The 19,290-nt window shown below is 71.2% G+C and carries 17 protein-coding genes; 12 read left to right on the top strand and 5 right to left on the bottom strand.

Going from position 1 to position 19,290, the window contains the following annotated elements; genetic code table 11:
- The first annotated feature begins 14 nt into the window (after positions 1 to 14).
- Positions 15 to 1,454: a gamma-aminobutyraldehyde dehydrogenase gene (locus tag ACH4C6_RS00385; RefSeq protein ID WP_398106314.1), complete on the top strand. Its 1,440-nt coding sequence runs from the start codon at positions 15 to 17 to the stop codon at positions 1,452 to 1,454.
- 110 nt (positions 1,455 to 1,564) lie between these two features.
- The gene (locus tag ACH4C6_RS00380; protein WP_398106312.1) at positions 1,565 to 2,089 is read left to right on the top strand and encodes a hypothetical protein; all 525 of its coding nucleotides are present in this window, start codon (positions 1,565 to 1,567) and stop codon (positions 2,087 to 2,089) included.
- Between the two features lie 55 nt (positions 2,090 to 2,144).
- Here ACH4C6_RS00380 and ACH4C6_RS00375 read toward each other — a convergent pair whose 3' ends face one another.
- Both ACH4C6_RS00375 and ACH4C6_RS00370 read right to left on the bottom strand, forming a co-directional pair.
- Positions 2,145 to 2,846, bottom strand: coding sequence for a glycerophosphodiester phosphodiesterase (locus ACH4C6_RS00375; protein ID WP_398106310.1), 702 nt, complete (start codon positions 2,844 to 2,846; stop codon positions 2,145 to 2,147).
- Positions 2,843 to 3,961 carry an adenosine deaminase gene (locus tag ACH4C6_RS00370; protein WP_398107093.1) on the bottom strand — a complete coding sequence of 373 codons (1,119 nt, stop codon included), beginning with the start codon at positions 3,959 to 3,961 and terminating at the stop codon, positions 2,843 to 2,845. The genes ACH4C6_RS00375 and ACH4C6_RS00370 overlap by 4 nt, the downstream gene beginning before the upstream one ends.
- Before the next feature lie 154 nt (positions 3,962 to 4,115).
- Between ACH4C6_RS00370 and ACH4C6_RS00365 the strand changes: the two genes are divergently transcribed.
- Both ACH4C6_RS00365 and ACH4C6_RS00360 read left to right on the top strand, forming a co-directional pair.
- On the top strand, positions 4,116 to 4,784 hold the full coding sequence (locus ACH4C6_RS00365) for a DUF4190 domain-containing protein (protein ID WP_398106309.1): 669 nt from the start codon (positions 4,116 to 4,118) through the stop codon (positions 4,782 to 4,784).
- Between the two features lie 69 nt (positions 4,785 to 4,853).
- Positions 4,854 to 5,318 carry a DUF4190 domain-containing protein gene (locus ACH4C6_RS00360; RefSeq protein WP_398106308.1) on the top strand — a complete coding sequence of 155 codons (465 nt, stop codon included), beginning with the start codon at positions 4,854 to 4,856 and terminating at the stop codon, positions 5,316 to 5,318.
- Positions 5,319 to 5,389: 71 nt separating this feature from the next.
- Here ACH4C6_RS00360 and ACH4C6_RS00355 read toward each other — a convergent pair whose 3' ends face one another.
- Complete coding sequence (locus ACH4C6_RS00355; RefSeq protein WP_398106307.1) at positions 5,390 to 5,965, bottom strand: NADAR family protein; 576 nt, start codon at positions 5,963 to 5,965, stop codon at positions 5,390 to 5,392.
- Positions 5,966 to 6,165: 200 nt separating this feature from the next.
- Between ACH4C6_RS00355 and ACH4C6_RS00350 the strand changes: the two genes are divergently transcribed.
- The 7 genes from ACH4C6_RS00350 to ACH4C6_RS00320 all read left to right on the top strand — a co-directional run bounded on the left by ACH4C6_RS00350 (position 6,166) and on the right by ACH4C6_RS00320 (position 13,911).
- On the top strand, positions 6,166 to 7,701 hold the full coding sequence (locus ACH4C6_RS00350) for a gamma-aminobutyraldehyde dehydrogenase (RefSeq protein ID WP_398106306.1): 1,536 nt from the start codon (positions 6,166 to 6,168) through the stop codon (positions 7,699 to 7,701).
- A 58-nt stretch (positions 7,702 to 7,759) separates the two neighbouring features.
- Positions 7,760 to 9,007 carry a spermidine/putrescine ABC transporter substrate-binding protein gene (locus ACH4C6_RS00345; protein WP_398106305.1) on the top strand — a complete coding sequence of 416 codons (1,248 nt, stop codon included), beginning with the start codon at positions 7,760 to 7,762 and terminating at the stop codon, positions 9,005 to 9,007.
- Between the two features lie 5 nt (positions 9,008 to 9,012).
- On the top strand, positions 9,013 to 10,158 hold the full coding sequence (locus tag ACH4C6_RS00340; RefSeq protein ID WP_398106304.1) for an ABC transporter ATP-binding protein: 1,146 nt from the start codon (positions 9,013 to 9,015) through the stop codon (positions 10,156 to 10,158).
- Positions 10,158 to 11,087: an ABC transporter permease gene (locus ACH4C6_RS00335; RefSeq protein WP_398106303.1), complete on the top strand. Its 930-nt coding sequence runs from the start codon at positions 10,158 to 10,160 to the stop codon at positions 11,085 to 11,087. Before ACH4C6_RS00340 ends, ACH4C6_RS00335 begins: the two co-directional genes overlap by 1 nt.
- Positions 11,088 to 11,894, top strand: a complete 807-nt coding sequence (locus tag ACH4C6_RS00330; protein WP_398106302.1) for an ABC transporter permease — start codon at positions 11,088 to 11,090, stop codon at positions 11,892 to 11,894.
- Positions 11,895 to 11,906: 12 nt separating this feature from the next.
- Positions 11,907 to 13,325 (top strand): NAD(P)/FAD-dependent oxidoreductase, encoded by a 1,419-nt coding sequence (locus ACH4C6_RS00325; protein ID WP_398106301.1) that lies wholly within the window; start codon positions 11,907 to 11,909, stop codon positions 13,323 to 13,325.
- Between the two features lie 130 nt (positions 13,326 to 13,455).
- Positions 13,456 to 13,911: a hypothetical protein gene (locus tag ACH4C6_RS00320; protein WP_369193470.1), complete on the top strand. Its 456-nt coding sequence runs from the start codon at positions 13,456 to 13,458 to the stop codon at positions 13,909 to 13,911.
- On the opposite strand, the gene ACH4C6_RS00315 is transcribed toward ACH4C6_RS00320, so the two are convergent.
- Together ACH4C6_RS00315 and gabT are read right to left on the bottom strand one after the other, a co-directional pair.
- Positions 13,908 to 14,621 (bottom strand): phosphatase PAP2 family protein, encoded by a 714-nt coding sequence (locus tag ACH4C6_RS00315; protein ID WP_398106300.1) that lies wholly within the window; start codon positions 14,619 to 14,621, stop codon positions 13,908 to 13,910. The two genes, ACH4C6_RS00320 and ACH4C6_RS00315, sit on opposite strands and share 4 nt — an antisense overlap.
- A gap of 454 nt (positions 14,622 to 15,075) precedes the next feature.
- On the bottom strand, positions 15,076 to 16,410 hold the full coding sequence (gene gabT / locus ACH4C6_RS00310) for a 4-aminobutyrate--2-oxoglutarate transaminase (protein WP_398106299.1): 1,335 nt from the start codon (positions 16,408 to 16,410) through the stop codon (positions 15,076 to 15,078).
- Between the two features lie 341 nt (positions 16,411 to 16,751).
- Between gabT and ACH4C6_RS00305 the strand changes: the two genes are divergently transcribed.
- Positions 16,752 to 19,148 carry an ATP/GTP-binding protein gene (locus tag ACH4C6_RS00305; RefSeq protein WP_398106298.1) on the top strand — a complete coding sequence of 799 codons (2,397 nt, stop codon included), beginning with the start codon at positions 16,752 to 16,754 and terminating at the stop codon, positions 19,146 to 19,148.
- The last annotated feature ends 142 nt before the right edge of the window (positions 19,149 to 19,290 follow it).

Genomic DNA, 19,290 nt, shown 5'->3' with positions numbered 1-19,290 from the left:
CTGGAGGGCCGGCAGTGAGCACCGAGCTGCGTCGTCTGCGCAACTACATCGGCGGTGAGTTCCGGGACGCCGCCGACGGACGGACCACCGAGGTGGTCAACCCCGCGACGGGCGAGGCGTACGCGACCGCTCCGCTGTCCGGGCAGGCCGACGTGGACGCCGCGATGGCGGCGGCCGCCGAGGCGTTCCCCGGCTGGCGCGACACCACGCCCGCCGAGCGCCAGAAGGCCCTGCTGAAGATCGCGGACGCCTTCGAGGAGCGCGCCGAGGAGCTGATCGCGGCCGAGGTGGAGAACACGGGCAAGCCCGTCGGGCTGACCCGCTCCGAGGAGATCCCTCCGATGGTCGACCAGATCCGCTTCTTCGCGGGTGCGGCGCGGATGCTGGAGGGCCGCTCGGCCGGCGAGTACATGGAGGGCCTCACCTCCATCGTGCGCCGCGAGCCGGTCGGCGTCTGCGCGCAGGTCGCGCCGTGGAACTACCCGATGATGATGGCCGTGTGGAAGTTCGCCCCGGCCCTCGCCGCGGGCAACACGGTCGTGCTGAAGCCGTCCGACACGACCCCGGCCTCGACGGTCCTCATCGCCGAGATCATCGGCTCGATCGTCCCCAAGGGTGTCTTCAACGTCATCTGCGGCGACCGCGAGACCGGCCGCATGATGGTCGAGCACCCGGTCCCGGCGATGGCCTCCATCACCGGCTCGGTGCGCGCCGGCATCCAGGTGGCCGAGTCCGCCTCCAAGGACGTCAAGCGCGTCCACCTGGAGCTGGGCGGCAAGGCCCCCGTCCTGGTCTTCGAGGACACCGACATCCCCAAGGCCGTCGAGGACATCTCCGTCGCCGGCTTCTTCAACGCCGGCCAGGACTGCACCGCCGCGACGCGCGTGCTCGTCCACGAGTCCATCCACGACGAGTTCGTGTCCGCCCTGGCCAAGGCCGCGTCCGAGACGAAGACCGGGCAGCCGGACGACGAGGACGTGCTCTTCGGCCCGCTCAACAACCCCAACCAGCTCAAGCAGGTCGAGGGCTTCATCGACCGGCTCCCGGCGCACGCGCGCGTGGAGGCCGGTGGCAAGCGGGTCGGCGACAAGGGCTACTTCTACGCGCCGACCGTCGTCTCGGGCCTGAAGCAGGACGACGAGATCGTGCAGAACGAGGTCTTCGGCCCGGTCATCACCGTGCAGTCCTTCCGCGACGAGGACCAGGCGGTCGAGTGGGCCAACGGCGTCGAGTACGCGCTGGCCTCCTCGGTGTGGACCAAGGACCACGGCCGGGCCATGCGGATGTCGAAGAAGCTCGACTTCGGCTGCGTGTGGATCAACACCCACATCCCGCTGGTCGCCGAGATGCCGCACGGCGGCTTCAAGAAGTCCGGCTACGGCAAGGACCTCTCCTCGTACGGCTTCGACGACTACACCCGCATCAAGCACGTCATGACGTCGCTGGACGCGTAGGCACGCGGTACTCCCTCACGGCCCCGGGCGGCACGCGGCCTCGCCCGGGGCCGTTCCGCTGCCCGGAGACCTGTTTTTGAACATGTTCAACACAGGCGTAGAGTGCGGTCATGAGCGACAGAGCCGCCCTGGTGAGGGGCATCCGTGCCTGGTTGGTGTTCTTCGTCGTGTGCCTGGTGCTGAGCGGCGCCACGGCCTTCCCCCTGGTGCACGAACTGCGCTGGACCGAGGACCTGCTGCACGCGCTGTCCGTGGACCGGTACCTGCCCGGGCTGACGGACTGGATCGAGCGCGTGCGCGCCGGCCTGGACCGGGCCGACGCCGAGTACCCCTTCCTGCTCTACGGCACGGACTGGCTGGCCTTCGCGCACCTGGTGATCGCGGTCGCCTTCTACGGGCCCTACCGCGACCCGGTCCGCAACATCTGGGTCGTGGAGTTCGGGATGATCGCCTGCGCGGGCATCGTCCCGCTCGCCCTGATCTGCGGCCCGGTGCGCGGGATCCCGGTGTGGTGGTCGGTGATCGACATGGCCTTCGGGGTGTTCGGGGTCGTTCCGCTGTACGTCGTGCGGCGCAGGATCAAGCGGCTGGAGGCACTGACCGCTCCGGCGGCCACCCCGGTGCCCGCCGTCTGACGCCCGCCGGCCCGCCCCGGCTTTCCGGCCCTGGCCGGAAAGGCCCGGGCCGGGCCTACGACGGTGCGGTGGCCTCCGCGCGGGCGGCGCACAGGACGTCGACGCGGTTGGTCGTGATGGAGTCGACGCCCACCGCGAGCAGCCGCCGCATCGCACGGCGGGTGTCGGGCGTCCAGACGGACAGCAGACGGCCGTCGCGGTGGACCCGCTCGGCGAGTGGCCGGTCCACCAGCGTGAAGCGGTAGTTGAGCCAGCGCGGGCGGATCGCCTCCAGCAGGACGGGCCGGGGCGGGGCCAGGGTCGTCCGGGTGAGGGCGATCTCCGCGTCCGGGTCCGCCGCGCGCACCGCGAGCATGGCGTCGGCGCCCGCGCAGTAGTACACGCGCTCCGCCGCCCCCGCCTCCCGCACGACCCCCATGACGCGGCGCACCGCCCGGACGTCAGGCGAGCCGGGCAGGTCGATCATGACCCGGTGCCCCTCGGTCGCGGCCAGCGCCTCGGCCAGGTCCGGCACCCCGCCGCCGGTCAGCCCGTGCACCTCCTCCCACGACAGCGCGTGGACGGGCCGCTCGTGCCTCCAGAGCCTGCGCAGCGTCGCGTCGTGCAGCAGCACGGGCACGCCGTCGCGGGTGAGCCGCACGTCGATCTCCACGGCGTCCGCGCCCCGCCGGAGAGCGGAACGCAGCGAGGCCACGGTGTTCTCGCGCACCCGGTACGGGTCGCCGCGGTGGGCCACGGCGACCGGAGCGGGCGTCACCGCGTGAGCCACTGCGCGGTGTACGTGTCGATCTCGCCGGCGATCCGGGCCTTGCCCGCCGCGTCCAGGAAGGACGCCTCGACGGCGTTCTTCGCGAGCTCGGCCAGGCCCCGCTCGTCGAGGTCGAGGAGCCGGGCGGCGACCGCGTACTCGTTGTCGAGGTCGGTGCCGAACATCGGCGGGTCGTCGGAGTTGACGGTGACGACGACGCCCGCCCGCACGAACTCCCTGATCGGGTGCTCGTCGAGGGTGGCGACCGCGCGGGTGGCGATGTTCGAGGTCGGGCACACCTCCAGCGGGATGCGGTGCTCGGCCAGGTGCGCGAGCAGCTCGGGGTCCCGGGCGGACGACGTGCCGTGGCCGATGCGCTCGGCCCGCAGGTGCGTCAGCGCGTCCCACACCGTCTGCGGCCCGGTGGTCTCGCCGGCGTGCGGCACCGAGTGCAGACCGGCCGCGATCGCCCGGTCGAAGTAGGGCTTGAACTGCGGGCGCGGCACGCCGATCTCGGGGCCGCCCAGGCCGAAGGAGACCAGGCCCTCCGGCCGCAGCCGGTCGTCGGTCGCCAGCCGGGTCGTCTCCTCGGCGGCCTCCAGTCCCGCCTCGCCGGGGATGTCGAAGCACCAGCGCAGCACGGTCCCGAACTCCGCCTCGGCCGCCTTGCGGGCGTCCTCGATCGCCTCCATGAACGCCCGTTCGTCGATCCCGCGGCGCGTGGAGGAGAACGGCGTGATGGTCAGCTCCGCGTAGCGCACCTGCTGCCGGGCCAGGTCCCGTGCCACCTCGTAGGTCAGCAGCCGGACGTCCTCCGGGGTGCGGATCAGGTCGACGACCGACAGGTACACCTCGATGAAGTGGGCGAAGTCGGTGAAGGTGAAGTACTCGGCCAGGGCCCCGGGGTCGACCGGCACCTTCGAGTCGGGGTGCCGCGCGGCCAGTTCGGACACGATCCGGGGGGAGGCGGAGCCGACGTGGTGCACGTGCAGTTCGGCCTTGGGCAGTCCGGCGACGAACGCCGTGAGGTCGCGCGGGGCCTGGGGATCGACGAGGTGCTCGGTCAAGGGTTCCTCCCGGAACGGCGCCCCTGCCGGCGCGTGGCGCGGGCGGGCGCGGGTGATCGGCTGATCGGTGACGCGGACATCATCCTAGGCGGTGGCCCCGCGCCCCCGAGGAGCGCACGGACCCGGCGGCCGGCCGGTGCGGACCCGCACGGCGGCCCGCTCGGGGCGGCCCGTAGCATGGCGGGACGAACGACCCAGGGGGGATGCACAGATGACGGACCCGACGCAGCCCGGCGGCCACGACCCGTGGGCGCCCCCGGAGAGCAAGCCGTCGCTCGACAAGAACCAGCCGCCCGCCCAGGGGCCCGGCTCCGTGCACGACCAGGCGACGGTCACCTCGATGCCCGGATTCACCCCGCCCGCCGGCACGCCGCAGTACGACACCTCCGGCGCGGGAGCGGTCCCGCCGCCGCCCGTGGCCCCCACCGGCCCGGGCACCGCCGGGGGCTACGGCTACCCCGGCTACGGCCAGCCGGGACCCGACCAGTCCGCCTACGGCTCCCCGGGGTACGGCCAGTCGGGATACGGCTGGCCCGGCATGCCCCCGGCCCCGCAGAACGGCATGGGCGTCGCCGCGATGGTGCTCGGCATCGTCTCCTGCACGCTGTTCTGCCTGTACGGCGTGGTCTCCCTGGTGACCGGCATCCTGGCGATCGTCTTCGGCATCAAGGGCCGCAGGCGCGCCGAGGCCGGCGTGGCCACCAACCACGGGCAGGCCCAGGCCGGCCTGATCATGGGCATCATCGGGATCATCCTCGGCATCGCCGTCATCGTGCTGATCGCCGTCGGCATCACGGCCGCGATCAACAGCGACGAGCCGTACGACGACCCCTACTACGGTGCCGGGGTGCCCGCGGCCACCGCGCCGTTCCAGGGCTGAAACTCCCGCACGCCGGGCCTGACTCGGCCACTACGATTCCCTGGTCTGACAACGGAGGGGAGATCGTCCATGTCCAACACCAATCCCGCGCCCGGTGGCTTCGGCCCGCCGTCCCAGCCCCCGCAGCAGCCGGCGCCCGGCTACGGCTTCCCCCAGCAGACCGGCCCGGGTTACGGCTACCCGCAGGGCGGCCCCGGATACCCGGCCGCCCCGCCCGTGGGCTACCCCCAGGCGCCGGGCTATGCGATGCCCGCGCAGCCGAGCAACGGCATGGGCACCACGGCTCTGGTGCTGGGCATCATCGGCGTGGTGTGCAGCGTGACCTTCCTGCTGTGGTTCTTCGGCGTGATCCTGGGCATCCTGGCGATCATCTTCGGCGCGATCGGCCGCGGGAAGGCCACCCGCGGCGAGGCCACCAACAAGGGCGCGGCGACCGGCGGTCTGGTCTGCGGCATCATCGCCACGGTCATCCTGCCGCTGTTGGGCTTCCTGCTCTTCGCGAGCATCATGGGCGGGCTCGGCGCGGCCTCCTGAGCCAGGCGCGGCCTCCTGAGCCAGGCCCTGTTTTCCCCGTGGAGGGGCCGGTCCGCGGACCGGCCCCTCCCTCATGCCCCGGCCGAGCGCAGCCGCTCGCGCGCCTGCATGAGGGCGAAGCCCAACAGGTTCGGCCCACGCCACCGCTGCGGATCCAGTGCCGCGTCGTCGTCCGCGGCCAGGCCGATGCCCCACACCCGGTCCACGGGGCTCGCCTCCACCAGCACCCGGTCCCCGGTGCCCAGCAGGTATCCGCGCAGCTCGGGGTGGGCCGCGAACTTGTGGACACTGCCCTCGACGACGATCCGGAACCGTTCGCGGGCCCAGGTCGCCTCGTCGAAGGCACGCACCAGCCGCCCCGCCTTCTTGGCCTCGGCGGGATGCCCGGCGGCCAGGGCGGCGCGCTCCGCGTCCTCGTCGCCGAACAGGCGGGCCTTGGCCGCCATCATCCAGTGCTCGGCCGTCGCGTACTCCACGCCGTCCACCGTGAACGGCGCGGGCCACCACTGACTCAGGCAGCTCGGCCCGACCCGCCCGTCGGGACGGGGGCGGTGACCCCAGAAGAGCAGGTACTTCACCTGCGCCCCGGCGGCGACCGCCCTGATCAGGGCGTCCTGCGAGTCGAGCGTCCCCGTGATCTCCTTCATGCACGCGAGTCTGGCACGCACCACGGACACAGCGTCCTGCCTTTTCCCGGTGGACTCGACACCTGGTCGACAGATTCCGTCGCGTAACCAAAAATCAACAACGGAATCACTTGTTGGCGTGCCGTCCCTCTGTCAGGATCGGCACTCAAATCGAGCCTGAGCCACGCCGGCCCCCTTCGCGGGACACGGAGGAGAGCGACATGCACAATCCGGGCACTGCCCCCCCGGACCGATTCCCGGCCGAGGAGCGCTTCGCGCAGGGCGCGCAGTTCGTCGCGGGGCGCCTGACCCACGGCACCTCCGGCCGCACGCACACCGTCGTCGACCCGGCGTCGGGCGAAGAGGTCCTCACCTACGAGCTCGCGGGGACGGCCGACGTCGACCGGGCGGTCGCCGCCGCAGCAGCCGCCTTCCCGGGCTGGGCGGGAGCCACCCCGGGCGAGCGGTCCGACGCCCTGCACCGGTTCGCCGCGGTCCTGGCCGACCGGGCCGAGGACTTCGCCCGCGCGGAGTCGCTCCAGTGCGGCAAGCCGCTGAAGCTCACCCGCGAGTTCGACGTCCCGGGCACCATCGACAACACGGCCTTCTTCGCCGGGGCCGCACGCCACCTCCAGGGGCAGTCCGCGGGCGAGTACTCCGGGGACCACACCTCCTACGTCCGGCGCGAGCCCATCGGCGTCGTCGGGTCGATCGCACCCTGGAACTACCCGCTGCAGATGGCCGCCTGGAAGATCCTCCCGGCGATCGCCGCGGGCAACACCATCGTCCTCAAGCCCGCCGAACTCACCCCGCTGACCTCCCTGCTGTTCGCGCAGGCGGCCACCGACGCCGGGATCCCCGACGGTGTGGTCAACATCGTCACGGGCACCGGCCGGGAGGCGGGTGAGCACCTCGTCGGCCACCCCGACGTGGCGATGACCTCCTTCACCGGCTCCACCGCCGTCGGCAAGCGCGTCGCCGAGGTCGCCACCGCCACCGTCAAGCGCCTCCATCTGGAGCTGGGCGGCAAGGCGCCCTTCGTCGTGTTCGACGACGCCGACCCCGAGGCCGCCGCCCAGGGCGCGGTCGCCGGCGCCCTCATCAACACGGGGCAGGACTGCACGGCCGCCACGCGCGCGTACGTGCAACGACCGCTGTACGACGCCTTCGTCGAGCGGACCGCCGCACTCATGGAGACGGTCCGGCTCGGCGACCCCTTCGCCGCCGGCACCGACCTCGGCCCGCTGATCTCGCACGTGCAGCGCGACCGCGTGGCCGGGTTCGTCGACCGGGCACGGGCCTACGCGCGCGTGGTCACCGGCGGCGAGGCACCCGGGGGCGAACTCGCCAAGGGCGCCTACTACCGGCCGACGCTCATCGCGGACGCCGCCCAGGACAGCGAGGTCGTCCAGTCGGAGATCTTCGGCCCGGTCCTGGTCGTGCTGCCGTTCGACTCCGACGACGAGGGCATCGCCCTGGCCAACGACACCCCCTACGGCCTCGCCGCCTCCGCGTGGAGCCGCGACGTGTACCGGGCGAACCGGGCCACGCGCGAGATCAAGGCCGGCTGCGTGTGGGTCAACGACCACATCCCGATCATCAGCGAGATGCCGCACGGCGGCCACAAGTCCTCCGGCTACGGCAAGGACATGTCCGCGTACTCCTTCGAGGAGTACACCCAGATCAAGCACGTCATGTTCGACAACACCGCGGTGGCCGCCAAGGACTGGCACCGCACCGTCTTCGGGGACCGATAGCCGCACCCTCAGGCCGCCCGACCAACGGCCGCCCACCCCTCGAAAGGGCACCACGCGCATGGAGCAGTACGAGCCCGACCGCCTGTCCGCGGCCCAAGTGGCCGCCATGCGGCGCAGTCTCACCAACGGCAGGGCCGCCCTCACCCGGCGGTCCCTGCTGCGCGCCTCCACGGGCGGCGCGCTGGCGATCGGCGGACTGGGGACGCTGAGCGCCTGCGGCATCCCGGCGGCGGGTCGGTCGCAGGGCGGCGTCTCCGCCGAGGACCACTCGGCCAAGGAGAAGACGGTGAACTTCTCCAACTGGACCGAGTACATGGACGTCGACGACAGCGGCAAGCACCACCCGACCCTGGAGCAGTTCGCCCGGCGGACCGGCATCAAGGTCAAGTACAGCGAGGACATCAACGACAACAACGAGTTCTTCGGCAAGATCAAGCCGCAGCTCGCCGCGGCCCAGGACACCGGCCGCGACCTGATCGTCCTCACCGACTGGCTGGCCGCCCGCCTGATCCGCCTGGGCTGGGTGCAGAAGCTCGACCCGAGCAACCTGCCGCACGCCTACGCCAACCTGTCCGCCCAGTTCCGCAACCCCGACTGGGACCCGGGCCGCGCCTACTCCTACGTGTGGCAGGGCATCTCGACCGTCATCGCGTACAACAAGAAGGCCCTCGACGGCGTCGAGGTGAAGTCGGTCTCCGACCTGCTGGACAACCCCAGACTCAAAGGCAGGGTCGGCTTCCTGTCGGAGATGCGCGACAGCGTCGGCATGACCCTGCTCGACATGGGCAAGGACCCGGCCGACTTCACCGCCGACGACTACGACGCCGCCATCGCCCGGCTGCAGAAGGCCGTCGACAAGGGCCAGATCCGCCGCTTCACCGGCAACGACTACACCTCTGACCTCACCAGCGGCGACTTCGCCGCCTGCGTCGCCTGGGCCGGGGACGTCGTCCAGCTCAAGGCGGACAGCCCCGACATCGACTTCCTCATCCCGGACAGCGGCTACGTCACCTCGACCGACAACCTGCTGATCCCCAACAAGGCCCGTCACAAGACGAACGCCGAACGGCTCATCGACTTCTACTACGAGCCGAAGGCGGCCGCCGAACTCGCCGCGTACATCAACTACGTGTGCCCGGTCGACGGCGTGAAGACCGAACTCGCGAAGATCGACGAGGACGCGGCGAACAACCCGCTGATCCTCCCCGACAAGGCCATGGCCGCCAAGTCGCATGCCTTCCGCTCGCTGAGCTCGAAGGAAGAGACCGAGTTCGAGGCGAAGTTCGCGAAGCTGACGGGGGCGTGACCACCATGACGAACAGGAAAGACCCCAGCGGCGACGTCCGGCTCACCGGCATCGCCAAAAGCTACGGCTCCTTCACCGCCGTCCACCCGCTGGACCTGACCGTGCCGCAGGGCTCCTTCTTCGCCCTGCTCGGCGCGTCCGGCTGCGGCAAGACCACCACCCTGCGCATGATCGCCGGCCTGGAGGAACCCTCCGCCGGCACGGTGTTCCTCGGCGACCAGGACGTCACCGCGCTGCCGCCCTACAAGCGCCCGGTCAACACCGTCTTCCAGTCCTACGCGCTCTTCCCGCACCTGGACATCTTCGAGAACGTGGCCTTCGGGCTGCGCCGGCGCGGCCTGAAATCGGTGAAGAAGCAGGTCGACGAGATGCTGGAGCTCGTCCAGCTCGGCGAGCAGGCCCGCAAGAAGCCGCACCAGCTCTCCGGCGGCCAGCAGCAGCGCGTCGCCGTCGCCCGCGCGCTCATCAACCACCCGCAGGTGCTGCTCCTCGACGAGCCGCTCGGCGCCCTGGACCTGAAGCTGCGCCGCCAGATGCAACTGGAGCTCAAGCGCATCCAGACCGAGGTCGGCATCACCTTCGTCCACGTCACGCACGACCAGGAGGAGGCCATGACCATGGCCGACACCGTCGCCGTGATGAACGGGGGCCGCGTGGAGCAACTCGGCTCCCCGGCCGAGCTGTACGAGAACCCGCGCACCACCTTCGTCGCCAACTTCCTGGGCACCTCGAACTTCATCGAGGCCGAGGTCGACTCCAGGAGCGGAGGCGAGATCGTGCTGCGGGCGGGCGGCGGCAAGCTCGTGCTGCCCGAGAGCCGGTGCTCCGCGCCCGCGGACACCGGCGGCAAGGTGCTGGCCGGCGTCCGCCCGGAGAAGATATCCCTCACCCACGCGGACGACGCCGGCGAGATACCCACGGGCCGCAACCGCATCACCGGCCGCATCGCCGACTCCAGCTTCATCGGCGTCTCGACGCAGTACGTCGTCGACAGCCCGGTCTGCTCCGACTTCGAGGTCTACGCCCAGAACATCGACCGCGACCCCAGGCTGGTGCCCGGCGCCGAGGTCGTCCTGCACTGGAACCCGGCACACACCTTCGGCCTGGACGCCGCCCAGGACGCCGGCGCGGGCGTGGAAGAGGCGGCCTGATGCCGACACTCACCGAGGCGCCACCGCCCCTCGCGCCCCCCGCGCCCGAGGCCGCACCCCGCAGGCGCCGGGGCCGCTGGACGCCGTACTGGCTGCTGCTGCCCGGCATGCTGTGGCTGGTCGTCTTCTTCGCGCTGCCGATGGTCTACCAGGCCTCCACGTCCGTGCAGACGGGCTCCCTGGAGGAGGGCTACAAGGTCACCTGGCACTTCGCGGCCTACTGGGACGCCCTGTCCGCGTACTGGCCGCAGTTCGTCCGCTCGGTGCTCTACGCCGGCACGGCGACGATCCTGTGCCTGCTGCTCGGCTACCCGCTGGCCTATCTGATCGCCTTCCGCGCGGGCCGCTGGAAGAACCTGATCATGATCCTGGTGATCGCGCCGTTCTTCACCAGCTTCCTGATCCGCACCCTGGCCTGGAAGACGATCCTCGCCGACGGCGGGCCCGTCGTCGGCGCGCTCAACACGCTGCACGTCCTGGACGTCACCACCTGGCTCGGCATGACCGCCGGCGACCGCGTCCTCGCCACCCCCCTCGCGGTGGTGTGCGGTCTGACGTACAACTTCCTGCCGTTCATGATCCTGCCGCTCTACACCTCCCTGGAGCGCATCGACGGCCGGCTGCACGAGGCGGCCGGGGACCTGTACGCCCGGCCCTGGACGACCTTCCGCAAGGTCACCTTCCCGCTGTCGATGCCCGGGGTCGTCTCCGGGACGCTGCTCACCTTCATCCCGGCGGCCGGCGACTACGTCAACGCCGACCTGCTCGGCTCGACCGACACCCGCATGGTCGGCAACGTCATCCAGACGCAGTTCCTCAGGGTGCTCGACTACCCGACGGCAGCCGCGCTCTCCTTCATCCTCATGGCGGCCATCCTCGCCATGGTCACCCTCTACATCCGCAGGTCCGGGACGGAGGATCTGGTCTGAATGCCCTTCGTCAACTGGCTCAAGAGAAACCTCGTCGTCATCGCGGGACTTCTGACCCTCGGCTATCTTCTCCTGCCGAACGTCGTCGTCACCGTCTTCTCCTTCAACAAGCCCAAGGGCCGCTTCAACTACGAGTGGCAGCAGTTCTCCCTGGACGCCTGGAAGGACCCGTGCGGGGTCTCCGGGCTCTGCGGCTCGCTGTCCCTGAGCCTGCAGATCGCCTTCTGGGCGACGCTGGGGGCCACCCTCCTGGGCACCCTGATCGCCTTCGCCCTGGTCCGCTACCGCTTCCGCGCCCGTGGGGCCGTGAACTCGCTGATCTTCCTGCCGATGGCGATGCCCGAGGTCGTCATGGCCGCCTCGCTGCTCACCCTGTTCCTCAACATGGGCGCGCAGCTGGGCTTCTGGACGATCCTCATCGCGCACATCATGTTCTGCCTGAGTTTCGTGGTCACGGCCGTCAAGGCACGGGTGATGTCGATGGACCCGAAGCTGGAGGAGGCGGCGCGGGACCTGTACGCGGGCCCGTTCCAGACCTTCGTCCGGGTCACCCTGCCCATCGCGGCGCCGGGCATCGCCGCCGGCGCGCTGCTCGCCTTCGCCCTGTCCTTCGACGACTTCATCATCACGAACTTCAACGCCGGCTCGACCGTCACCTTCCCCATGTTCGTGTGGGGATCGGCCCAGCGCGGCACGCCCGTCCAGATCAATGTCATCGGCACGACGATGTTCGCCGTCGCCGTCCTGTTCGTCCTGGTCTCCATGGTGGTCGGAAACCGTCGCAACAGGCAGAAGGCACACCCGTAGGGAGTTGACATCATGGCCGCTGGAGCCATGAACCGGTTCACCCGCTCACTGTCCGACGCCCAGCCGGTCCCGTACTGGCTGGACGACCCCGGCCGGCCCCGTCCCGAACCCGCCCTCACCACCGCCGAGAGCTGCGACCTGCTGGTCGTCGGCGGCGGGTACAGCGGACTGTGGACCGCGCTGATCGCCAAGGAACGCGACCCGCAGCGCGACGTGGTGCTCGTGGAGGGCCGCGAGGTGGGCTGGGCCGCCTCCGGCCGCAACGGCGGATTCTGCGCCGCCTCCCTCACCCACGGCCTGCCCAACGGCCTGACGCGCTGGCCCGACGAGATCCACCGGCTCCAGCAGCTGGGCGACCGCAACCTCGACGAGATCGAGGCGGCGGTCGCCCGGCACGGCATCGACTGCGACTTCGAGCGCACCGGCGAGATCGATGTCGCCACCGAGCCGTACCAGGCCCGGGAACTGCGCGAGTGGCACGAGGAGACGACCCGCCTCGGGCTGGCCGAGGGCGTCGAGTTCCTGGACGCCGACGCCGTGCGCGAGCAGGTCGACTCACCCACCTTCCAGGCCGGCCTGTGGGACCGCCGGGGCGTGGCCATGCTGAACCCCGCCAAGCTCGCCTGGGGCCTGAAGCGGGCCTGCCGGGAGCTGGGTGTGCGCGTGCACGAGAACACGCCCGCGCTCGACCTCAAGCCCTACGGCGCGGGCATGGCCGTGCGCACCCCCTACGGCCGGATCCGCGCCCGCCGGGTCGCCCTCGGCACCAACATCTTCCCGAACCTGGTCAGACGGGTCCGCTCGTACACCGTCCCGGTCTACGACTACGCGCTGATGACCGAGCCGCTGACCGCCGATCAACTGGCCTCGATCGGCTGGAAGAACCGCCAAGGCCTCGGCGACAGCGCCAACCAGTTCCACTACTTCCGCCTGTCCGCCGACAACCGCATCCTGTGGGGCGGCTACGACGCGATCTACCCCTACGGCGGCCGCGTCCGCGCGGAGTACGACGACCGGCCGGAGACCTACGCCAAGCTCGCCGGGCACTTCTTCGGCTGCTTCCCGCAGCTGGAGGGCGTGCGCTTCTCCCACGCCTGGGGCGGCGCGATCGACACCTGCTCCCGCTTCTCGGCGTTCTTCGGCACCGCCCACCAGGGCAAGGTGGCCTACGCGGCCGGGTACACCGGGCTGGGGGTGGGCGCCACCCGGTTCGGCGCCGAGGTGATGCTGGACCTGCTGGCGGGGCAGCGCACCGAGCGGACCGAGCTGGAGATGGTCCGCAGGAAGCCGCTGCCGTTCCCGCCCGAGCCGTTCGCCTGGACCGGCATCGCCCTCACCAAGTGGTCCCTGGCCCGGGCGGACGCGCGGGGCGGGCGGCGCAACCTGTGGCTGCGGACGATGGACCGGCTCGGCCTCGGCTTCGACAGCTGACCCGCGGGTGTGAGCCGGTTCACTCCAACGGGGTGCCGGAACCCGCGTAATGACCCCCGGGAGTCCCCCTTCTCCCTCGTGACGTGCCGCGCGTGCGCGAGGCGCACGAGACAGAAGGGGGACTTCTTCGATGACAGGGGCGAAGACGGCGGTCGAATGGCTCGCGTCCGTGGCACCGGACCCGGAGGCCTGCCGCTGGGAGTGGGAGCGCAACCCGCTGGGTGTCGCACTGCTCCCGGCCGGCAGCGCCTGGGACGTGCTCATCCTGCCCGGCGACCTCGGGTACGCCACGCTGGACGTGCTCAGCCGCTTCCTGGACCAGCCCGGGCCCGTGCTCGTGGACTTCGGCGACGCGCGCATGGGCTTCTTCGTGCCGCCGGGCACCGCGGCCCGCTGGCTCGGCACGGGCATCCGCACGGCGGGCGCCGGCACCTGGATCGTCGTGCCGTACCCGGGGCGCGCCTCACCGGGCGGGGTGCGCTGGCTGGTTCCCCCGGACGGTACGGGCCTGCTGACCGACCCCGCCCTGCTGGAGCTCGCGATGCACGAGGCGGCCGCGGGCCTGGCGACGGAGCGCGGTGACTAGGAGCGCGGCCGGGCCGGTGACCGCGAGTCCTGGCGGGCCCTGCCCGCTGCGGGCCTGCCCCGCTGGAACAGCCACAGCGACGCCAGCAGCACCGCGCACAGGCACCAGCTGGCCACCACGTCCAGCGGCCAGTGGTAGCCGCGTCGGACCAGGCCGTAGCTCGCGCCGAGCACCAGCGCGGCGCAGACCCCGGCCAGGGCGCGGCGGGCGAGTGCGGTGGCCAGGCGGGGGAGGAGCAGCAGGGTGGCCGAGCCGTAGGCGACGGCGGCCGTGGCGGTGTGGCCCGAGGGGTAGTAGCCGGTGCCGGGCGGGACGGCCGCGGTGCCCGGGCGGTCGGTGAGTTCCTTGAGCGGCACGATCAGCGCCGGGACCAGGGCCATCAGCAGCACCGCCGCGGCCACCGGCGGCCACCGTCGCCCGTCACCGCCCGTGCGCACGACGACGTACCCGAGGACGAGGGCCAGGACCGGGACGGCGACCTGGACGTTGCCCAGATCGGCCAGGACCTCGGAGAGCCGGTCCGGGTGGACGAGCGCACGGCTGACGTCCTCGTCGAGCCCGACGAGCGGACCGTCGGTGACGACCTGCCAGGTGATCAGGGCGAAGAGCGCCGCGGGCAGGCCGAGCAGGAGGGCGGGCAGACCCGGGCCCGTCCGCCGCCGGCCCCGGACGGCGGGCTCGGTGGGTTCCTGGTGCGCGGGGATCGGCATGGGCCACAGCCTGCCACGGACGCGGACGCCCCCGGTCCCGCGGAGTGGCCGCACGGGAGGCGAGGGCGTGGAGAGAGGTCGGCCGCCCCGGAACAGGGGGGGTGGTTCCGGGGCGGCCGGCCGGACCGGAACGTCGCGCGCCCCGGGGGGTTTGGGGCGGGCGACCGTCCGATCGGTGAGGAGATCCGGAGCTCAGGCTCCGGTGGTGTGCGCGAGGGCACGACCAGGTCGAAGCCGGGGAAGCCGCGGCCTGGTGTCACCCACAGTCCCCTGCGGGCGGGGTGTATCTCTCATCTGGGTAGAACCTACGGCAGCAGCCGGGCGGAGGACAGGCCGCGGGGCCCGCTGTCATCCACCTCGCACACCTTCTTCACACGCTCTGCGAGCCGCAGGTGCGGACCGGAACCGGGGCGCGCGCCCCGCCCGACGGGAGCCGGACGCGCGCCCGGGCGGCTCAGATGCGGGAGAAGGCCTGCTCGATGATGTCGAGGCCCTCGTTCAGGAGGTCCTCACCGATCACCAGCGGGGGCAGGAAGCGGAGGACGTTGCCGTAGGTGCCACAGGTCAGGACCAGCAGGCCCTCGGCGTGACAGGCCTTGGCGAGCGCGCCGGTCGCCTCCGGGTGGGGCTCCTTGGTGGCGCGGTCCTTGACCAGCTCGATGGCGATCATCGCGCCGCGGCCGCGGACGTCGCCGATGATCTCGAACTTCTCCGCCATGGCGCCGAGGCGGGCCTTCATGATCGCCTCGATGTTCTTCGCCTTGGCGTTGAGGTCGAGCTCCTTCATCGTCTCGATGGAGCCGAGCGCGCCCGCGCAGGCGACAGGGTTGCCGCCGTAGGTGCCGCCCAGGCCGCCCGCGTGCGCGGCGTCCATGATCTCGGCGCGGCCGGTGACGGCGGCGAGCGGCAGACCGCCGGCGATGCCCTTGGCCGTCGTGATGAGGTCCGGGACGATGCCCTCGTCCTCGCAGGCGAACCACTGGCCGGTGCGGCAGAAGCCGGACTGGATCTCGTCGGCGACGAAGACGATGCCGTTGTCGTTGGCGAACTTCACGATCGCCGGCAGGAAGCCCTTGGCGGGCTCGATGAAGCCGCCCTCGCCGAGGACCGGCTCGATGATGATCGCGGCGACGTTGTCGGCACCGACCTGCTTGGTGATCATGTCGATCGCCTGCTGCGCGGCCTCGGGGCCGGCGTTCTCGGCGCCGGTCGGCCAGCGGTAGCCGTAGGCCACCGGCACCCGGTAGACCTCGGGGGCGAACGGGCCGAAGCCGTGCTTGTACGGCATGTTCTTCGCCGTCAGCGCCATGGTGAGGTTGGTGCGGCCGTGGTAGCCGTGGTCGAAGACGACGACGGCCTGGCGCTTGGTGTACGCGCGGGCGATCTTGACCGCGTTCTCCACGGCCTCGGCGCCCGAGTTGAACAGCGCGCTCTTCTTGGCGTGGTCGCCGGGGGTCAGCTCGGCGAGCGCCTCGGCGACCTCGACGTAGCCCTCGTACGGCGTGACCATGAAACAGGTGTGGGTGAAGTCGGCGAGCTGCGCGGACGCGCGGCGGACGACGGCCTCGGCGGAGGCGCCGACGGACGTCACGGCGATGCCCGAGCCGAAGTCGATCAGTCGGTTGCCGTCGACGTCCTCGATGATCCCGCCGCCGGCGCGCGCCGTGAACACGGGCAGCACGGAGCCCACGCCCTGCGCGACCGCGGCGGTGCGGCGGGCCTGCAGCTCCTGCGACTTCGGGCCGGGGATGGCGGTGACGACGCGACGCTCCTGCGGCAGTGCGCTCATGCGGGGCTCCTGGGGGGTGGTGCGGAGGGACTTGTACCGACCGTTGACTTCTTCTCTCGCAGGCTAGGGCGGGCGGAGGGGGGTGGGCATGCTCCATGTGGGCGTTGTCGGCGTGTCGTGTTGTCCGTGGTGGACATGGCGATGCGGGTGCGGCTCGAAGGAACAGGCGCGGACTGAGGAACGCCAGTCCGCGTCGGCCAGTGCCGCTTCCTGGCGGACGAGCAACGCGGCAATACCGGCTCTGCCTTCATCACGGCCGCGTAAGCGGTGAACTCCCCTTGCCTGCGCGTTAGATTGGCTGGCTGATGGTGGACGGAACGGCTGGTCAGGGGAAGAGGGCGATGAACAGCGACGGCACTCAGGACGCGAGGGGCACGCACGCCACTCCAGTGCCGCGCCCGGCGGCACCGCCGGACGCGCCCGCGGCACCGCCACGGCCCGCACACGCTCCGGGCATGTCCGTGGCCGACTGGCTCAACGTGGACCGGCCGGAGACCAGGCCCGGTATCTGGCGTTTCGGATACACGACGCCGAAGGCCGCGTCCGAGGGGGAGCGGATCCGTCCCGCGACCATCGTCGGCATGTTGATTCCCCTGGCCCTGGCTTTGGTGGTCTGGTCGTTCTGGCGGCGGGGCGCCATCCCGTATCAGTTCACGCTGCTGCGGCTCTTCACCCCGAATGACTGGTGGTGGGGCGGCACCCTTGCCAACCCCGCAAGGTTCGAGGGCCAGGCCATCGAGCAGCCAGGCAGCGAGGCTTTGGAGGTATACAGCGGCCTCTTCTTCGCTGCGCTCGTCTACACGGTCGGTCGGCTGGGGGGTTGGCCTGCTGTCATCCGCCACTTCCTGCACCGGAAACCTCAGCCCGCGCGTGCCCTGTATGCCGCAGTCGGCAGTCTCGTCACTCTGAGTTTCGTCTTCCCGGATGCGTTCCCCGGTGTCCACTGGGACGCCCTGCCCGTGGTGCAGCCGTTGTTCTCCCTTATCGCGCTGATGAGTGGGGGATACGAGATTTATGAATCCGCCTGGGCCACGAACCTGCTTTATGCCCTCGTGACCGCTCTTGTGCTCTGGCCCTTCACCCGGGTGGGAGGCTGGTGGGGCATCGCCAGAAGCCGGCTCGCCTCCCACGGCGGCGCAGTGCAGCCCGGGGGTGCTCAGCCCGTCGTCGCTCAGCTTCGGGCGCACTGGCCGGCGCTGCGCGAGGTGGGGCAGCAGCAGGTGGCGGACCTGCTCACCGGGGAAGTTCTTGCGCGGCGGATGAATGATGTGGATTGTGCACGCATCGAAGACAGCTGGAAACGGGCCCGTGCCAAGAATTGCGTCTCCGAGTTCGCCGACACGGTGCTGCGTCAGGGCGCCGCGGCCTTCCTCCACCCTTCCGGTTCCCGGGACCTGGAACGCCGCACCGTTCGTCATGACCTGCTCACTGGCCAGGTGCGCATCGGGCAGTGGGCTGCCGCTGAGCGCACACCGCCCGCATACGGCGGCGCCGGCGCGGCAATCGGACCGGAAACGCTGGCCACCTCGTTGCTAGTCGTCGGACCGTCGGGCTCCGGCAAGACCCGGCACGTGATCACTCCCGCGGCCGAGTCACTCACGCTGCAAGCCCTGACCAACAGGTGTGCCGTGGTCGTGGTGTGCAGCGCGGGTGCGGAGGTCGGGGAGGACTCGTCGTACGACGTGATCGTGCGCCTCGGCAATTCCGCGTCCGCCCATGATCTCGACCCCTATGCCGACTCCGACGATCCGGACGAGGTGGCGGGCTTCCTCGCCGAGGCACTGGCCGGTGACCTCGACACGGTGGGGTCCGAGCGCGCGACCACGACCCTGGCCCAACTGCTCGGTCCCTACAAAGCCGCGTACGGCCGCTTCCCCACCTTGCCCGTCCTGCGGAAGCTCCTGGAAGGGGACTCATCAGCACTTTCCGACCTGCGCGAGCGGCTCGTGGACGACAGGCATTCGGTATGGCGCCGCGAACTGGACGCCCGTACGCGGCACACCGGTACCCCCGGTGACGCCGCTCCGGTGCTCGCCGACCGGCTTGCACTGCTCGACCGGCCTGCCTTCTCCGACTTCTTCGGCGTGAACAGCGAGACCGTCCGCCCGTTCTCGCTCCGCGCCGTCTCCAGCCACCCCCTGCGTGTCCGCATCGACCTGCCGGAGCGTGCCCACGAGGAGGCATCTCGCCTCCTCTCGCGCTTGGTGCTGGCCCAGTTCACCGCGATCGTGCGGGACAGACCGCGAGCCCACTTCGCCAGCCTCGTCCTCGACGATGCCACGGGCACGGTTACCCAGGAATCCGTACGTCGCATCCAGCGGCTGCGTTCGCACAACGCCGGTGTCGTTCTCGCCCTGCGCACGGTGGCTGATGTTCCCGAGCCCCTCCACGGGCCCCTGTACGGAGCTGTCGGCTGCCGGATGGCCATGTCGGGAGTGACGACCTGGGACGGCAGCCGCTTCGCTGACACGTGGGGTACCGAGTGGGTGGAGATCAAGGACTTCGCTCAGCACACGGTGTTCGCTGATCAGCCCATGACCAGGGCAATGCATGCACTTCGGAAGTTGGTGACCGGCAAAGCGGCGACCACGGAGGCCGTCACCGTGCGGCAGGTGGAGCGCGAGCGGTGGTCCGCTTCCGAGCTGGCGCACGGGGTGCCGGCCGGGCACGCGGTGCTGTCCCTGACCACCGTGCAGGGCGAGCACGCGCCCCCGCTGCTGGTCGATCTGCGCAGCTGAGGGCGCCGGGGGCGGGGGCGGCCGGGCCCGCGCCCTCGTCGGGGCTGCCGGGGCACGCCGGTTCCGGTACGCCGGGACCGTACGGTGAGGCAGAATCGTCACAGGTCGTTCATACGCGGCGGCCAAATGACCACAGTGATCA

The sequence above is a fragment of the Streptomyces sp. NPDC017943 genome (genome assembly GCF_044328425.1).
In the GTDB taxonomy this organism is placed as follows: Bacteria; Actinomycetota; Actinomycetes; order Streptomycetales; family Streptomycetaceae; genus Streptomyces; species Streptomyces djakartensis_A.
The sequence above is the reverse complement of the archived record's forward strand: the minus strand, read 5'-3'. Positions and strand labels throughout refer to the sequence as shown.

Bases quoted from the DNA above. Each gene is read 5' to 3' on its own strand.
- ACH4C6_RS00325 (WP_398106301.1), top strand. From the start codon at position 11,907: ATGGCCGCTGGAGCCATGAACCGGTTCACCCGCTCACTGTCCGACGCC.
- ACH4C6_RS00330 (WP_398106302.1), top strand. From the start codon at position 11,088: ATGCCCTTCGTCAACTGGCTCAAGAGAAACCTCGTCGTCATCGCGGGA.
- ACH4C6_RS00320 (WP_369193470.1), top strand. From the start codon at position 13,456: ATGACAGGGGCGAAGACGGCGGTCGAATGGCTCGCGTCCGTGGCACCG.
- ACH4C6_RS00340 (WP_398106304.1), top strand. From the start codon at position 9,013: ATGACGAACAGGAAAGACCCCAGCGGCGACGTCCGGCTCACCGGCATC.
- ACH4C6_RS00305 (WP_398106298.1), top strand. From the start codon at position 16,752: ATGAACAGCGACGGCACTCAGGACGCGAGGGGCACGCACGCCACTCCA.
- ACH4C6_RS00335 (WP_398106303.1), top strand. From the start codon at position 10,158: ATGCCGACACTCACCGAGGCGCCACCGCCCCTCGCGCCCCCCGCGCCC.
- ACH4C6_RS00315 (WP_398106300.1), bottom strand. From the start codon at position 14,621: ATGCCGATCCCCGCGCACCAGGAACCCACCGAGCCCGCCGTCCGGGGC.
- ACH4C6_RS00355 (WP_398106307.1), bottom strand. From the start codon at position 5,965: ATGAAGGAGATCACGGGGACGCTCGACTCGCAGGACGCCCTGATCAGG.
- ACH4C6_RS00345 (WP_398106305.1), top strand. From the start codon at position 7,760: ATGGAGCAGTACGAGCCCGACCGCCTGTCCGCGGCCCAAGTGGCCGCC.
- gabT (WP_398106299.1), bottom strand. From the start codon at position 16,410: ATGAGCGCACTGCCGCAGGAGCGTCGCGTCGTCACCGCCATCCCCGGC.
- ACH4C6_RS00360 (WP_398106308.1), top strand. From the start codon at position 4,854: ATGTCCAACACCAATCCCGCGCCCGGTGGCTTCGGCCCGCCGTCCCAG.
- ACH4C6_RS00350 (WP_398106306.1), top strand. From the start codon at position 6,166: ATGCACAATCCGGGCACTGCCCCCCCGGACCGATTCCCGGCCGAGGAG.
- ACH4C6_RS00365 (WP_398106309.1), top strand. From the start codon at position 4,116: ATGACGGACCCGACGCAGCCCGGCGGCCACGACCCGTGGGCGCCCCCG.
- ACH4C6_RS00380 (WP_398106312.1), top strand. From the start codon at position 1,565: ATGAGCGACAGAGCCGCCCTGGTGAGGGGCATCCGTGCCTGGTTGGTG.